This is a genomic window from Bacillus sp. ISL-47 (genome assembly GCF_018613175.1).
Taxonomy (GTDB): domain Bacteria; phylum Bacillota; class Bacilli; order Bacillales; family Cytobacillaceae; genus Cytobacillus.
In genome coordinates this window covers 23,715-39,800 of sequence record NZ_JAGGQS010000039.1, presented here as the reverse complement: position 1 = coordinate 39,800, position 16,086 = coordinate 23,715, and the positions used below count along the sequence as shown (strand labels likewise).

The 16,086-nt window shown below is 31.2% G+C and carries 14 protein-coding genes; all 14 read right to left on the bottom strand.

Features of this window, described 5'->3' with window-relative positions; translation table 11 throughout:
* Nucleotides 1–21: 21 nt before the first annotated feature.
* Nucleotides 22–336: a transposase gene (locus J7I93_RS13655; protein ID WP_214988083.1), complete on the bottom strand. Its 315-nt coding sequence runs from the start codon at nt 334–336 to the stop codon at nt 22–24.
* A 292-nt stretch (nt 337–628) separates the two neighbouring features.
* Nucleotides 629–1,402: an IS21-like element helper ATPase IstB gene (gene istB / locus J7I93_RS13650; protein WP_214726414.1), complete on the bottom strand. Its 774-nt coding sequence runs from the start codon at nt 1,400–1,402 to the stop codon at nt 629–631.
* On the bottom strand, nt 1,399–2,931 hold the full coding sequence (gene istA / locus J7I93_RS13645) for an IS21 family transposase (RefSeq protein WP_214726452.1): 1,533 nt from the start codon (nt 2,929–2,931) through the stop codon (nt 1,399–1,401). Before istA ends, istB begins: the two co-directional genes overlap by 4 nt.
* A 417-nt stretch (nt 2,932–3,348) precedes the next feature.
* Nucleotides 3,349–4,329, bottom strand: a complete 981-nt coding sequence (gene galE / locus J7I93_RS13640) for a UDP-glucose 4-epimerase GalE (protein WP_214726413.1) — start codon at nt 4,327–4,329, stop codon at nt 3,349–3,351.
* Nucleotides 4,330–4,459: 130 nt separating this feature from the next.
* On the bottom strand, nt 4,460–5,551 hold the full coding sequence (locus J7I93_RS13635; RefSeq protein WP_214726412.1) for an acyltransferase family protein: 1,092 nt from the start codon (nt 5,549–5,551) through the stop codon (nt 4,460–4,462).
* A gap of 214 nt (nt 5,552–5,765) precedes the next feature.
* Nucleotides 5,766–7,061, bottom strand: a complete 1,296-nt coding sequence (locus tag J7I93_RS13630) for an O-antigen ligase family protein (RefSeq protein ID WP_214726411.1) — start codon at nt 7,059–7,061, stop codon at nt 5,766–5,768.
* A gap of 227 nt (nt 7,062–7,288) precedes the next feature.
* Entirely contained in the window at nt 7,289–8,566 is a 1,278-nt protein-coding gene (locus J7I93_RS13625) for a lipopolysaccharide biosynthesis protein (RefSeq protein ID WP_214726451.1), read from the bottom strand.
* A 79-nt stretch (nt 8,567–8,645) separates the two neighbouring features.
* Nucleotides 8,646–9,626 carry a glycosyltransferase family 2 protein gene (locus tag J7I93_RS13620; protein WP_214726410.1) on the bottom strand — a complete coding sequence of 327 codons (981 nt, stop codon included), beginning with the start codon at nt 9,624–9,626 and terminating at the stop codon, nt 8,646–8,648.
* A gap of 12 nt (nt 9,627–9,638) precedes the next feature.
* The gene (locus J7I93_RS13615) at nt 9,639–10,643 is read right to left on the bottom strand and encodes a glycosyltransferase family protein (RefSeq protein ID WP_214726409.1); all 1,005 of its coding nucleotides are present in this window, start codon (nt 10,641–10,643) and stop codon (nt 9,639–9,641) included.
* A 77-nt stretch (nt 10,644–10,720) separates the two neighbouring features.
* A complete protein-coding gene (locus J7I93_RS13610) occupies nt 10,721–11,161 on the bottom strand; it encodes a serine O-acetyltransferase (RefSeq protein ID WP_251025837.1) in 441 nt (146 codons plus the stop codon).
* A gap of 144 nt (nt 11,162–11,305) precedes the next feature.
* Nucleotides 11,306–12,322: a glycosyltransferase gene (locus J7I93_RS13605; RefSeq protein ID WP_214726408.1), complete on the bottom strand. Its 1,017-nt coding sequence runs from the start codon at nt 12,320–12,322 to the stop codon at nt 11,306–11,308.
* 22 nt (nt 12,323–12,344) lie between these two features.
* Entirely contained in the window at nt 12,345–13,751 is a 1,407-nt protein-coding gene (locus J7I93_RS13600; RefSeq protein WP_214726407.1) for a phenylacetate--CoA ligase family protein, read from the bottom strand.
* A gap of 232 nt (nt 13,752–13,983) precedes the next feature.
* The gene (locus J7I93_RS13595) at nt 13,984–15,204 is read right to left on the bottom strand and encodes a nucleotide sugar dehydrogenase (RefSeq protein WP_214726406.1); all 1,221 of its coding nucleotides are present in this window, start codon (nt 15,202–15,204) and stop codon (nt 13,984–13,986) included.
* A 22-nt stretch (nt 15,205–15,226) separates the two neighbouring features.
* Nucleotides 15,227–16,084, bottom strand: coding sequence for an NAD-dependent epimerase/dehydratase family protein (locus tag J7I93_RS13590; protein ID WP_214726405.1), 858 nt, complete (start codon nt 16,082–16,084; stop codon nt 15,227–15,229).
* Between the last annotated feature and the right edge of the window lie 2 nt (nt 16,085–16,086).

The following is a 16,086-nucleotide window of genomic DNA, read 5'->3' as shown; positions in this document are numbered from 1 at the left end:
AGTGATCGCTCTGGCTCAATTTCATATTGACAAAAACACCTGAAAAACATGGCCGTCTGTTCTTAAACGCTGATTAAGGTATACTGCATAACGGGAGTGCATTTCTTTCATGATATACTGAATGTGGTGATTAAGAGTTTCTAGCTGAAGGTGTAAGTGGTTGGTCATGAGGCAATAGGAATGTAAAATAAAAGGCATCATACTCCGGACATCTTCCAAAATGCCCAAATACGTTTGAAAATCCACATGATCATGAAAAATCGCTGCTCTGCGATTTCCTCTGGCAACAATATGATATATTGCACCCGGATACCAAATCCGATGTGGCCTTGGCATTATACCTCCCCCTTTAAAATAAAGTAAAGGAACATATGTTCTATACATAAATATTAAATCACCTCTCATCATCCGTCAATATCCTATACAAAAAAACTAGCTTATCAATGCCAAGTCTTTAACACTTCAGCGTATGTGGGGTCAGGCACCTTTTTTCCCGAGGAAAATCGAAGGCGGAAAACGAAATGGGCCTCGCGTTAATGGCGGTGAATTTAAGAAAATTCACTGCCAATGTAACCGTCAAGTAGAAATCAACAGTTTTTAGTAAATAAGATTAAACAGTTTTCATCAATTAAGATTCAACACTCTGATTATCAAATAATGCTTTTCTGTATTTCATTCTGATACTGTCCTGTTCTTCGCTGAAAGTCAAAATTTCGCTCCGATGAAGGAGTCGGTCTAGTATGGCTGTCGTAAGTGTCGTATCCCCAAGGAACTTTCCCCATTCTCCAGGACCTTTATTAGATGTAAGGATAAATGCAGCTTTGTCATACATCTCATATATAAATTGGAAGAATAAATGGGCATCTTGTGGTTCATAAGCCATATACATGACATCATCGATGATAATCAGATCAGATTTAATAATACGGTTGTACCTTGTTTTAGATTTACTGATATACTCTCTTGATTTCAATACATAAATTAAACGATCCATTGATATAAAAGAAACCTGGTATCCACGCTCAATAGCGTGGATACCTAAGGCAGTTGATAGATGGGTCTTGCCGACACCCGTTGGTCCCATCATAATTAAGGTAAAATACTCATCGACCCATGATAATTGTTTTAAAATATTCAGCTGTTTTTCTCCAATCGCTGTCTGTTCCTCAAGTCGAAAGTTCTCAAATGTTAAAGCTTCTGGAAACTCAGCCCACTTCATTAATCTTTCACTGTTTTTTCTTTCCCTACAACGCATTTCATGGCTAAGAAACTCATGGATAAATTCATGATAGGTCCATCCCTTTGCTTCAGCTTCCCTTAAAAGAGAGGGTAATTCCTTGGCTGTCTCAGCCAGACGTAAGGTTCGACATTTATCCTGAAGTGATTCGTAAGGTTGGCTCATTGGTTTGCTCCTCCCTGAAGGACACTTAAATAAATGTCTTCTCTTCGTTCGGGGGCAACTAAAGTCTTATATTTCTCATTCAGGATTCCAGTTTCTTTATGTTTCTTTCGGCTCTGGATTTCTAAAGTGATGGCAATATCCCTAAGATCATTTGCACTAGTCAAGCGCAAGCGTCTCATTTCACTAAGTGCCTCATCAATGAAAGATGGATATTTCAAAATGACAGATTGAACAACTTTAAGTTGATCTACCATATGGCGTGGATATTGATTAGAGAGAATTTCAATTAGCCAATTTGCAGCTTGTTTATCGATTAACATTTCTTTGATTTGCTGTATTAATTGATCCCGTTTAGATTGTTCACGTTCCCGATGGGAAGGGTCTGAAATAACAGCACCACTTCCTTGTGCAATTTTATGTTTTGCTAGTGGTTGCCCAGTTTGCTGCAGTCGTATGTATAGATACTCAGTATCTGTCTCGACATAAGCTATATTGGGAGCTCCTTTTCGGTAAGTACCACGAGGTACGCTGTACCTGTTCCCATCAAACCGGATAACATTGTCTTTGTTTATAGTTCTTGTTATACTGGTATCTAAGATATCTTCAAAAATGTAAGTACCGGAGACCGGTTGTAGGTGTGGCTTTTCCAGGGCGAACACCTCGACAGGTCTCTTTTTCGTATTATGATGTACCTTGTAATTTCCTGTTCTCTTTAACCAACTCATACTAGATTCCTGCCAATCTAGTAGATTATCGAAAGTGCGGTTCTTCGCAAAATTATTCTTTACGTATTTCACTACCTGCTCTATTTTTCCTTTGGACTCTGGATCAGATTTTCTGCATAGGTAGACCTTAAACTTTCTTGTCTGTTGATATTTAGTGAATTCCACTGTCATGATAAGGTCACCAGCGTTTTCACTAACAGCGAGTAATCGATCTTGGTCATAGACGATTTCAATAGACATGCCCCCATAAAAACGAAAGGCATTCTCATGCATTCTAATAAGGTCTGATGCTCGAAACGGTCGGTCTAGCCATTCTACATATTTGTATCTAGAATGGGCCAAAACGAATCCAATAAAGTAGAGCCGTTTAAATGTTCCATTCGTTGTAGCGACCTTTACTTGACCAAAATCTACTTGTAACTGTTGACCCATCGGAAGATCGGGTACTGTACTATAACTTCTCTCAGATACCATTTTGGGGATATGATACGCTTCACGTAGCTCATTGACATAGTTCCTCACAGTTCCTTCTGAAACAGAACTAACGTCTAATTTCTCCCCCAACCAGTCCAATACTTGAGCTCCTGATAAGTCAGGGTGTTCCTTTAACCATTCAATGATTTTCTCTCGAAAGGGATCTAGCTTTTTACTTCTGCTTTGTAATGATATAGCAAACGAGTAAAACTCTTCTGGTGACATCTTTCCATATTCTATTACTCTATTCCTAGAAATCTTTAATTTTCTAGCTATCGCGCTATTTGTAAAACCCTCGCTGCGAAGCCTATGAACCTCGTTGTAAATCATCAATCTTTCCACTCCTGTTTGTTCCTCACTTTCCATAGACTGCTTTAAGTATATAGAAAGCGGATCAATTAAGATAAACTGTTGATTCTTATTTGTTGAAATCTGTTTATCTAAATTTGTGGAAAACTGTTGATTCTAGTTTATCGTTTACAGCCAACCACTAAGATAACAGAATGTCATACTCCTAAAAATAGAAAAAGGTGAATTTGAGCAAGCTCAAATTCACCTTTTTCATTATTAGAAGCTAGCTATGTCCCAGCCTCTTTTTGTTATGAAATTCCCCACACTCTACTACTCCACCGTACCCGGAGTAAGGCACACTGGCATTTATGCTACCCTTAGAATATTAATATTTATCTAAGACTAATTAATATCACTTTAAATTATAACTTAAGAGCGTTATGGAGCTGTTTATACTTAATATCCATTAGGATTATTCTTATGCCAATTCCATGCATCCATAATAATTTTCTCTAATGAACTGAACTTTGGCTCCCAACCTAATAATCTTCTAGCCTTTTCTGATGACGCAATTAATACCGCCGGATCACCGGCTCTTCTCTCTTTTAGGATAGATGGTATAGGGTTGTCTGTAATTTCTCTTGCCACATTGATAACTTCTTTTACCGAGTAACCATTCCCATTACCCAGATTAAATATTTCACTTGAATTATTATCTCTTAAATACTGTAAAGATAAATAATGAGCAGAAGCTAAGTCCATGACATGGATGTAATCCCTTACGCATGTTCCGTCCTCCGTAGGATAGTCCTCCCCAAAAATAAATATTTTATCTCTTTTGCCTAGAGGTACTTCTAGAATAAGCGGAATTAGATGGGTTTCAGGATTATGGTCTTCACCAATTTCTCCACTTTCATGTGAACCTGCTGCGTTAAAATACCGTAAAGATACATATTTTACTCCATAGGCTTTATCAAACCATTTCATCATTTTCTCCATAGCAAGCTTTGTTTCACCATAGGTATTAGTTGGAATGGTTTCATCCTCTTCAAGAATAGGAATATTTTTTGGCTCACCATAGGTGGCTGCAGAAGATGAAAATACAATCTTAGCTACATTGTTTTCTTTCATGACATCTAATAGACACATCATTCCATAAACATTGTTGTGATAATATTCAAAAGGCTTTTGCATACTTTCTCCAACTAAGGAGTTAGCAGCAAAATGAATGACAGCATGAATAGTATGGGTTTTGAAGACTTTATCTAAAGCTACTCTATCTCTAAGATCAACCTGATAGAAATATTCTATGTTTACTGATTTCCTATGTCCACTCTGCAAATTATCTACTACCACAACTTTTTCATTTTGTTCCAAAAAATATTTAACAGTATGAGAGCCAATGTATCCTGCTCCTCCTGTAATTAATATTGCCATATCAATTCCCCCTTTTTATCTTAATTAAAAAATCTATTATGCTATTCCTTTTAGTATCTTACTTGCAAAAAGCTAATATAAATGTTTAATGGTTTCTCTTAGGGGATAGATGCTACTTGATAGTAACTAACTAAGCAACTTTTGTTGCTGACCCAGATTTTAGGGGGGGTCTTTGTTTTAAAATGTTCTTATTTAAAAAATTTATAAGAGGTTTCTCAATTACAATATGAAACATTACTCCCAAAATAATTGCTATAATAAAGGTACATGTAATGGTTATAAAATCATTAAATGGGTTAATGCTTTCTAATTTAGATAATACTTTAAATAGCAAAAGTAAAATATAAAAATGAGTTAAATAAATTGAATATGAAGCATCGCCCAACACTAATAAAAACTTGGGAACTTTAATTTTATTAGATTTTTCGACGTTAACTGTTGCTAATACAATGAGAGAAAAAGAAATGCCAAAAACTAAGATAGCTAGTGTCGTATACCTTATTAGGTCATCTTGATAAACAAAATACCAACCTGAAATAAATCCAATAATCCCCATTAAAATTAAACTTTTATTATACTTAACTTTATAATTTAAGAATATATATCCAACTATACAACCAAATATAAACTCCAGATTATAATTACTGAAAACAAAGTTTAAAAAAATTTTTTTCTCCAAATTAATAATTCCAACCGAATTTGAAACTATTCCAATAATCCACATTGATGCTATAACTACGGAATATTTAGGTTTCAGAAAGATCAATAGACTAAACATTATATAAAAAAATATTTCATGTTCTAAGGTCCATCCAACACTTATGATAGGAGCATGTTCCTGTGGGAATAGTAAGAATGACTTTATAATTACGTCTATACTTGTCTCATAGCCGACTCCCCAATTTGGGACAATAAAAAACAAAAATAGTAAGAACGTCGTCATAATACCATATATTGGGTAAACCCTAATGAACCTCTTAAGAATAAAAGTTTTCATTTTGGTTTTTATACCAATATCCTTAGAATGTACATAATAAATAATAAACCCACTTAATATAAAGAAGAAATCTACACCAATCCACCCTACTTTAAAGATACCATTTAAATATTCATAATTTAAATATTCTTCTCCTGTATAAGCACCATGATGTATTAAGACTAGTAAAGCTGCAATCCCTCTAAAAACCTGGATTAATGAAAATTTTATTTGAATTTCTTTCATCTTCCTCCGCCTTTATTCTATTTAGTTTGCATTTATTACAAAATTATGGATTCCAATAAGTTCGTAAAACTGGTTAGATAGTTGGATATCCATTAATTACCATGAACATAAGGGATAGAACTTTAAATTTAATTCTTTCTCACAATACATAAAAATTATTTGTCGGTATTATCTTTTGCCAGATTAATAATCATTCAAGACTTAACTACATCTTCTAGACCTGCCTACCTTTTATATAAACAGCATTAAATAACCCCATATACATCCAGAATATAGTTGCAAAACTAATATTAATAAATAAATGAGAACCACCTAATGCATCAAATAAAAAGGCAAGTAGAATTATAAAGGCAGTTTTTCTTAAAATTTTATCTTTAATATAAGAAAATCTTCTAAATAAATTAAAAAATAAGATTAAGGTAATTATTAGACCAACAATTCCTAATTCACTTAATATAAGAACATACATATTATGAGGGTCAATTAAACCACCAATACCATCAACAGTAATATAGCTGTTTTCATATTTTCTTTCAAAGAACCTACCTATCCCTGATCCGAATATAGGAAATTGAGTAAAAATATATATCCCAAGGTTACTTGATTCAATTCTCATTTTTGCGGAATTACCAGAAAAGTTTAACTCTTCCAAAATCCTCGTTAAATCGAATGTTAGGTATGCATAAACCACAGCTACAATAATTAAAAGTATAGCTAATAATTTCCTTCCTAATTTTTTTCGATTTGTACTGATAAAAAAAACATAATAAAAAATTATAAAGATCATACATATTGAAGCTGCTCTTGATAATAGCATAAAGGTAGCAACAATTATAACCATAATTGCTGTTCCTGATATAATCCTCCACTTTTTTTCGAAACTAGTCATATACATGTAAAAGCATAATGGCAATGTTAAATTAAAATAATAACTAACGGCGATACTCGAACCTAACATCATGGGTGCTCTTACCTGAGTATTATTTTGATATATGTCTCCCTCATTACCTACTAAATTCATAAAAAAGGTAAAATTAGTTGAAACCAAAATAGTAAGTATTGCATATATTAAGCAAATAACAATAAAAAATTTAATGAGAAAAGCTATATGTTCACTTTTACATCTTGAAATAGGAAAGAAAATAAGCATCGGGACAATGAATAACAATCCAGCATAAAAAAATTGTTCTAAGGAATTAGTATGAAAACCACCAATGGCGATAATAAAAATATACATAAAAATTAAAATTAAAAATTTTATATTATATTTATAAATCCTATCATAGAAATTGAACCTTTTATTTAAGAAGATTAATAAGCATAAAAGTGGTAATAGCCAAATTTCATTAGTAGTGCTCATGCCTTCAATAGAAAAAGAAAAAAGAGCTTTTACCCTACTAAATGCAAATAATGAGTATATATAAATAAAGATTATAATCCAAAGAAAAAAAGGCGCTTCTTTCAGTGTTCCGCCTTTTGTTATATTTAATTTAGTATATTGTGTATCCAAATTTATGTGCCTCTTTTCTAACTTATTCCTAATATGCTATGTCTCATAGTTAAATTACAATAAGCAGTTTTTATTGATTTTTCCTTAAGACATATATTTCTTTTGAAATTAAAATAGAGAACATTTTACCGTTGTTTTAAAAAAAATAAAAAGGAAAAATAGCACATATTTGTGACTTCCCCTTAAAATAGAAATCTATGTTTTTTATGCTGCAAATTAGAATTTTTCTAATACTCTTTAATTTTACTATTTAAAACCATATGTGCATATAAATATGAAATCAAATATACAAATGACATAGTAATTGTATAAATACCTATCGACCAATATGAATTTAGTGTCAATCCTTCAGAAACACCAAAGACTATTAAAACTAAGAAAACTCTTAATCCATCCAAGATAAGGGACTCTTTTTGTTTATCATAAATATTAAATATCCTAGTAATGGGTGTAAAAATAAGTCTAGTGAATACTAAAAAAGTAATTATCCTAGCAAATTCACCAGCTTTATACCAACTCTCACCGAAAATTAAAGCAAATAAATTAGGACCAAATAAAAACATCACAATTAATGGGAATAACCCAATTAAAACTGATTTTTTTAGAAGTTTTATCGAAAGATCTTTTAATCTTCGGGGGTCACTTCTACCTATCCTGGACGCCTCTCCATAAAATACATCTGCTATAGAATTACCAATTAAACTCATTGGAATATTTACAATGGTATTAGCCAATCCATATAATCCAATTACTCCACTTCCATAAATTGATGTCATAAATAGTACAGGTAGTTGTAGTCCGACGATATTCAAAAATTGACCAGGGGCAGAATATATAGGAAATCTTTTGTATCTCTTAGCACACCATATTATAGACTTTAAGTTTACAGCACTAATTAGTTGTTTTTCCTTATTTATGAAGGGTTTTGACAAAGTAGTGATACCTGCTCCCTGTCCAAAAATCCTTCCTATAATAAGTCCTATTGGACCTAATTTCAACAGGCCCAAACTAATATTAATTAAATTTTGAAAAATAGATTGGCTTATTTTAGTAGCTGAAATAGATTTATAATCTTGTCTTCTATACGACCACTGAGTAAAGATATTGTAAATTCCTATAAAAAATACACCTAAAGGAATTAAAAACTTATATTCTATTAGAACGTCTCCATTTAAAAGTCCTAAAATTACATCACCAAACAAAAAAAGGATTACAGTTAGTAATAAAGTAACAACAAATAAAGTAATTAAACTTAAACCTAATAAATTTACTGCTTTTTTATCATCAGCAGCAATAGGTATCCCCATTTCATACTTAAGCGAAGCAATGACCGCAATTACAGTTAATAAAGAAGTATAAACTGTTAATATTCCATACTCATCCGGGGGATAAATTCTAGTAATTATAGGGGATAAGCTAATACTTATTATTTGAGCAAAAGCAGTACTACCTGTAATTAACAATACATTTTTAATAAAACTACCTTTAAATAAATTTTTTATCATAATCAAGTTAGTTCACCTATTTATACAACAAATAATTAAACATTTTTGAAATTAGTTGAGTTGGTCTTAATAACTAATTTTATTTCACTATAAAAACATGTTTAGCGTATAACTTATAATAGATCCTAGTAAATAGATAATAAACTATAACACCTTTGCTTAATAGACTGACCGCAACTTTCTCTTTAGTGGTTAAAAGTTCTTTATTAAATTGTCCAATAGGAACATTTGACATTCTTATAACTTCTTTTATAAAATCAATTCTTTTCATTCTAACTCCATAATTAGCCAAATACAAAATCATTTTTTGGTACTTTTTTTTGTAATCATTTTCAAATTTTTGATATAATTTTTTTTCAATTAAATAATCTTTTAATAACTTTAAAATAAATAGTAAATCAATAAATTTTTGAGAAAATGAATTTGTTATTGACCCTTCTCTATCTCTTGAAGTTATAAGAGCTTCATTTAAAAAAGTGACTTTTTTTGCTAACAAAAACCAAATTGAAACAGTAAATAAATCCTCATTTGTTTTTCCTACTGGAAAAAATACTTTGCTTTTTTTGATTAGTGAGGTTTTATACATTTTCCCCCAACAAGTATGTGATATTTCACTATTTAACATTAATCTAAACGACTCATCACCTTTAAAGTAACCAGAAAGATTATAAGACATCTTTTTTGTTTCATTTGGATAGCTTATATAGTAATCACAAACAACTATATCTGATTTCCCCTCTGATATTTTTGTATACATTTTTTCTATAAAATGCTCTTCAATCCAATCATCAGAATCAAGAAAAACTAGAAAGTCACCAGTACAATTCTCAATTCCTTTATTTCTAGTAAAACTTTGACCCGAGTTTTGATGTGAGAATACTTTTATCCTACTATCTTTATTTTTATAACGTGTAATTATATCTAAAGAATTATCAATTGAGCCATCATTAATCAATAATATTTCTAGATTTTTATAAGTTTGGCTTAAAATACTTGTAATAGTTTTATCGAGATAAACTTCACTATTATATATAGGAACAATAATACTAACTAATTGCATATTTAACCTTCCTTATTGAAGTTTCTTTAATTTATATACTGCATTTTTTATTTCCACTTCGGCATCAAGTTCTCTTATTGTAAATTGACTCATTTCTTTTTTTATCTGTATTCTATCCTCAAGTGACTTTTTTATAAAGGAGTCTAACTCAATAATTACTTCCTTTGAGAAAGTATTATCAAGTTGAAATACAAATCTTTTATTTTTTAGGATATTAGAATAATCTCCAATATTTTTAGTCATAATAATTGGTAATTGTGCACTTAAATAATCACAAACTTTAAAGGGTGAGGAACATTCATTTACTATATTGGAATCTCTTAGAATTACTCCAGCAGTACATTGAGAAATCCTGTTAATTAAGTCATTATAATTATCATAGCTTTCGAAAGATATATTACTAACATTCTTAAAGATAGTTTTAGCAGTACTCATATTTTCCTTATTCGTACATATTAAAAATGAAATTTCTTTATTTTCAATGTTAAGTTGTTCAAATAAATTTTTTATTTCATTTATTTTTTGCCATTTTGCTAAGCCACCAACATATACAACTTCCATTTTATTATAATTATTTTTTTTGAATTTATAACTCTCACTAGTTAAATAATTATGAACTACACTAATTTTATTTTGGTTAATCCTATATTTTTTTATATAATGATTTTTATGATTTTCTGATACAACTATAATATGTTTAGAAAAACTGGCCACAATTAGCTCTATTATGCTTAAAGCAATATATCTTAACTTAGATTTATTCCTATAGAAACTTTCTTCAGGAGCTACCCCTCTTGATCGATAAATTATTTTTACATTTTTTTTAAAAAAGTATTTAAAGAAAACATCAAAAAATTCCATGGTTCCTACAAAAATATATGTTATCTCTGATAAGTCAATAGTAATTTCTTTTGCATTTGATACGATCTTAATTTTATCCTTAATTTTAATAAAGTAATCTATAAATGGCTTATTTTGCCTTGAATTTAATTTATCTTTATAGTATATATAAAACATGATTATACTTTTGCCCCCTAATACACATTACATAATGCTCATTTTCTTCTTCAGGAAAAAATGAAAATAGTAGTATCCTAAATATAATCTTGTATATTTATGTTTTCTTTTATTATTTTCGCTGGGACACCTGCTACTACACATCTATCTGGTATATCTTTAACAACTACGGCATTAGCCCCAACCATTACTCCATTTCCAATCTTAACATCTCCAAGGATTTTAGACCCAGTCGATAAGTAGACGTTGTCACCAATAATCGGAACTCCAATTTTACGAGACTTACCTCCTATTGTTACATTACTTCCAATAATACAATTAGCTCCAATAATAGCTCGGTTATGGATCACACAGGCAATTCCACCATAGGCAAATTTTGTGTTTTTACCTATAGTTGCAGAATAAGGAATATGTGAGTTAAATACTAGAAAATTTAAAATCCAACTTATTTTTGGTACAAATGGAATTTTCCTCTTATAACACCAGTTTCCTAGCCGATAAATATCAATTGCGTTCATATCATTTCACCTCAACGTTTACAATTTGACCTTACTAAAGTTATTTTCCTATAAAAAAATAACCATATATCCCAATCCTATTTGGACTTAGATTATATAAAAGAAATGAATAAAAAAAAACTCAATTAACTCCTAAGAAAATTTTCATTTGAACATATTAACTATATCCTTAATGTGATTTTCAATTAAATAACCCTCACTGGAAACCTTTGAATCATGTTGCATTTGAATTAACCACCTTCTATCTTTGTATAGACTTTCAATTACATTAGCTAATTCAAACGAGGTGTTTTCTTTAAGTACAATTCCCGTTTTACTATCCTCAATAATTTCGGCATTATAATTCAAATCACTTACTACCGCTGGTAACCCAGCAATCTTAGATTCGACTAAAATACCAGGCACACCCTCAGCTTTCCATCTCGTAGGAAATAATAACAAATCATATTCTTGTAATTTTTTATAAACATTATCCTTATCTGCACGAAATACACCACAATAATTAATTTGACCTGACTTTTTAAGTGCAGCTTCAAACTCAAGTTTATACTTTTCTTCTATATGTCCAAAGAAGTCTATTGTAAAATTTATACCTCGCTTCTTAAGCAAATTAGCTGTTTCAATAACTATATCAGCACCCTTATCCTTTGATATCAGGGAGAAAAAGAGACATTTTATCTTTTGATTACTCTTAATATTTATATCTAATTTTTCTTTAGGCCGTACTCTACAATTTGGAAATACAGATACATTTTTTAAATTTACGTCAGTTAATTCAGACTTCATCCCTTCAGTTTCAACGTATACCTGTTTGTATTTACTTACCCATTTTAAGTACTTTGGATCATTTGCAATAATATTTGAACTCATGCCTCCCATTAGAATTAGCAATGAGCGACTTAAAGCTTTACGATTTACATAATATAAAATCGCTGTGAAGATTCTTCGAGATTTACTTGCTGAGCCAATAACAAAAGCACTTGAAGGGTTTAACAATCTCATAAATAGTTTTAGTATTTCTATTAAGTTCATTTTCTTTATATTACCTAAATCTATTTTTTCTATATCAACATACTGTTCGAGATTATCATAAAGCATTTTGTTTTTAATGGTTACCCCTCCATATGGCGGAGGAAAACTCCCTAAATAAATAAGTTTCATTACAAAACCTCTCTTTAAACATTTATACTTTCAATTGCTGATTGACAATTGTATACTTACCATTTTTTTTCAAAGGTATTTGATCTACTAATTCAATTTTATAGTTAATTTTCCCTTGTGTTTTTTCATTAAGTTGCTTTAATATTTTCGTCTCATCAACAGCATTAAAGCCTATTCTTGGAAGAATTTTAATTACAACTTCACCAACTGTATCTTGATAAAATTGATACCTTAAAATTTTATCAAAAACATCAGAATGCATGTTAATTGCTGTAAGTGATACCAGAGCCCCGTCACGATTAACTAATATATCTTGCTTCCATCTACCATGAACTCCGGCTATACGCTTATGTGGTCGACCACAATTACAGGTGACCTTTTGTGACCAACTAGCCATGTCTCCAGTTTTATATCGCAACATTGGCATACCTTTGTTACAGAACCCTGTTGAAACTAACTCCCCAGTACTATCATCATTAATGGTCTGGCCATTCCTATCGACGATTTCCGCAAAACCATAGAGTGGCTCGATGTGATATTCATTGCTATACTCACACTCTCCCGCCATTACTAATCTTTCAGAATGCCCATAAAAAGAAAACACCCTTGAATTTAGGATTAGCTCAATGTACTCACGCTGAGCAACTAAAACATTCTCACTAACTGCAAGAATCGCTTTAAATTGATGTCGCAATCCTCCAGGCCTTTTTTCGATATATTTGCAAAGAATATTTATTGCTGACATATATCCATGTACAAATTCTGGTTTATACTTTTCTATTGCCTGACAATACTGTTCTAAATTTTCCTCACAGAGATCAAAAATATTACAACTTAATTCACGTCTAAAAGCATCATATTGCCAATTTTCACCTTTGTTTTTCTGTGCCCAAAATGTTTTCCCTCTAAAAAGAAGTCTTGAACTATCCGGTCTATAACCAACTCTTTCCCAAAGATTCAAGGTGTATGCCCATTCTTTCATAGTACTATCAGAATCAACATAGAATCCAACCGGATTCCCAGTGGAACCTGAGGTGGTAATATACTGTAAACTTTTCCTATCAATATTTGTTGCTATTAATTCTTCCCTATGTTTTATCAGCAATTCTTTTGTTAAAAACGGTATTTTCTTTATATCCCTAACATCTTTAAAGGAAGAAACTAAAATTCCATGTTCATCAAAAAGATTATGATAATAAGGAACATTCTCATAAGCATGTCTAACCAAATTTACAAATTGAATGTTTACTAATTCTTCAATTCTACTATCACTTAATAACTCTAATTCCTTCAAGTACCTTCTTTGTGTTTCGAATACTCTTCCATAGCGTTTTGTTTCTGGTATAAGATAATAAAAGGGAGCAAAAGAATTAGTTAACCATAGAGGAATATTTGTGTATATTTTTTTTACAGTATTAATGACTGACATAACTCTCACTCCTTGATGTAGGATTTTTGCATTAAAAAAAGATTTTAATAGGTCGATTCATTCGCTATCCTACTAACATGCAAACCAATTACATTTATATTACATGATTGGATTGGAAAGTTTATCATTATAAGTTTGCTACAAGCTTGCTCATAAGGGTAATATTCTTACTGTAGTTTATTAACAAGCATGGCAACCTTAGCAATCACAATTGTTTTTACTAACTAACTCTTTATAACTTATATGAGCCTTCAAACTTACAAATATTTTTCGTATCAAGAACAAGCTTGTCCTTAATAAGACCCATATTGCTTTTAATATGATCATGTCCAACCATAACAACGAGAATTTCTATCTCATTTAAAAAGTCTTCAAAATTCATAAATTGATGATCTACAATTCTTGTTTTTACAAATGGATCATAGACTTTAACACCAAAGGCCAAGTGCTCATCCATTCTTTCTAATAATTGAAGTGTAGGACTTTCCCTAGTATCATCAACGTTTTCTTTATAAGCTAAGCCATATAGACCAACCTTTGATATGTCCTTAATGCCATGTTCTCTCATAATATCTCTGATTCGTCCTAATACATGCCTAGGCATAGAGTCATTTATTTTTCGAGCTGTTAATATAAGATTTGTCAAATCTGGATAATCGCCTACTAAGAACCAAGGATCAACAGAAATACAATGCCCCCCTACACCAGGACCAGGCTGTAATATATTTACTCGTGGGTGTTTATTTGCGATCTTAATAATTTCATATACATCCATATCATCTGTACGACAAATTTTAGCTAACTCATTTGCAAATGCGATATTAATATCTCTATACGTATTTTCAACAACCTTAGACATTTCTGCCGATCGAATATCTGTCACCACGATCTCCGCTTTACAGAAATTCGTATATAAGCCTTTAACTTTCTCACCAATTTCAGGGCTATCAGCACCTATTGTTCTTGAGTTATACTCAAGTTCATAAATCATATTCCCTGGAATAATTCTTTCAGGAGCATGTAAAAGATGAATATCTTCACCTATAACATATCCTCTTGTTTCTATTTCTGTACGAATATATTTATCAATTGTACCAGGAGAGATTGTTGATTCGATAATTAATGATGCGCCTTTTTCACATACATCAAGAACGCTATTTACTGCTGAAATAACATACTTCGGATCAAGCTTTTTACTATCTTTGATGTATGGTGTTGGAACTGCAATAATATAAGTGTGTGTCTTTTGATATTCTGTTGAAAATTCAATTCCATTGGAAAGAGCTTCTTGGAAAAGTTGTTCTAATCCTTCTTCTTCAAAGGTAAGTTTCCCCTCAGCTAATGAGCTAACTAGGCTATTATTTTTATCAGTTCCCACTACTTTTATCCCGTTTTTTGCAAACATTAGAGCTGTGGGTAATCCTATATATCCAAGTCCTACAATATTAATCATATTAATACCTTCCTTCGAACGATTAATTTCCTTCTATTTCAAGTTTTATTCCCTCTTCGAAACTTAATGGATTATATCCTAAATCTTTCTTAGCATCCTCAAATGAGAAATCTTTATTTTCATTAAGCCTTAACACCTGTTCCGCTTTTAATTTAGGTTTCTTGGCTATCTTTTCATATGTTTTTAATAAGTTGTAGCTCAGTTTCATTGGTATATGAACCTTAACCACTTTTTTACCTAATGCATTACCTGTAACATCAACAACTTCATTATAAGTAAGAGGTGCAGCACCTGAAACATTATAGGCCTTCTTAATACTTATATCCTTTTCATAAGCATTGATGATAACATTAGCTAGGTCTTTTACATATACTGGTTGTTGCAGATAATTCCCTGAACCCAATACAGGTAGTACTGGTAGTCTTTTTAAATACTTTACTAACCTCCACATATTACGATCTTTTGATGTACCGTAAATCATCGTTGGCCGTATAATTGTATAATCTAGGCTACTTTCTTTAATAAGTTTTTCTGCCGCTAACCTGATCCCTTTGCTATCAGGATTTAACTTGGTAAAAATACCAGTAGTACTAACAAAAATAGAACGTTTCACTCCTGCCTTTTCACACGCACTTACTATATTGGGGGCATGTCCAAATCCAAGGGAAGCAATATTAATCAGGGCATTCTTTCCCTTTAACGCAACACAAATTGATTCATAGTCATCTAATTCTCCATATACATAGCTAACATTCAATCGTTTAATCTTATCAAGATTGCTAGTTTTTCTAACAAGACAAGTTATTTCATGACCTCTTTGTACTAGTTCTTCTAAAACAAACTCTCCTAGAAAACCTGTAGCCCCTGTTAATAATATCATAC

Bases quoted from the DNA above. Each gene is read 5' to 3' on its own strand.
- J7I93_RS13605 (WP_214726408.1), bottom strand. From the start codon at position 12,322: ATGAAACTTATTTATTTAGGGAGTTTTCCTCCGCCATATGGAGGGGTA.
- J7I93_RS13615 (WP_214726409.1), bottom strand. From the start codon at position 10,643: ATGTTTTATATATACTATAAAGATAAATTAAATTCAAGGCAAAATAAG.
- J7I93_RS13625 (WP_214726451.1), bottom strand. From the start codon at position 8,566: ATGATAAAAAATTTATTTAAAGGTAGTTTTATTAAAAATGTATTGTTA.
- galE (WP_214726413.1), bottom strand. From the start codon at position 4,329: ATGGCAATATTAATTACAGGAGGAGCAGGATACATTGGCTCTCATACT.
- istB (WP_214726414.1), bottom strand. From the start codon at position 1,402: ATGAGCCAACCTTACGAATCACTTCAGGATAAATGTCGAACCTTACGT.
- J7I93_RS13620 (WP_214726410.1), bottom strand. From the start codon at position 9,626: ATGCAATTAGTTAGTATTATTGTTCCTATATATAATAGTGAAGTTTAT.
- J7I93_RS13600 (WP_214726407.1), bottom strand. From the start codon at position 13,751: ATGTCAGTCATTAATACTGTAAAAAAAATATACACAAATATTCCTCTA.
- J7I93_RS13595 (WP_214726406.1), bottom strand. From the start codon at position 15,204: ATGATTAATATTGTAGGACTTGGATATATAGGATTACCCACAGCTCTA.
- J7I93_RS13590 (WP_214726405.1), bottom strand. From the start codon at position 16,084: ATGATATTATTAACAGGGGCTACAGGTTTTCTAGGAGAGTTTGTTTTA.
- J7I93_RS13655 (WP_214988083.1), bottom strand. From the start codon at position 336: ATGCCAAGGCCACATCGGATTTGGTATCCGGGTGCAATATATCATATT.
- J7I93_RS13610 (WP_251025837.1), bottom strand. From the start codon at position 11,161: ATGAACGCAATTGATATTTATCGGCTAGGAAACTGGTGTTATAAGAGG.
- J7I93_RS13635 (WP_214726412.1), bottom strand. From the start codon at position 5,551: ATGAAAGAAATTCAAATAAAATTTTCATTAATCCAGGTTTTTAGAGGG.
- istA (WP_214726452.1), bottom strand. From the start codon at position 2,931: ATGATTTACAACGAGGTTCATAGGCTTCGCAGCGAGGGTTTTACAAAT.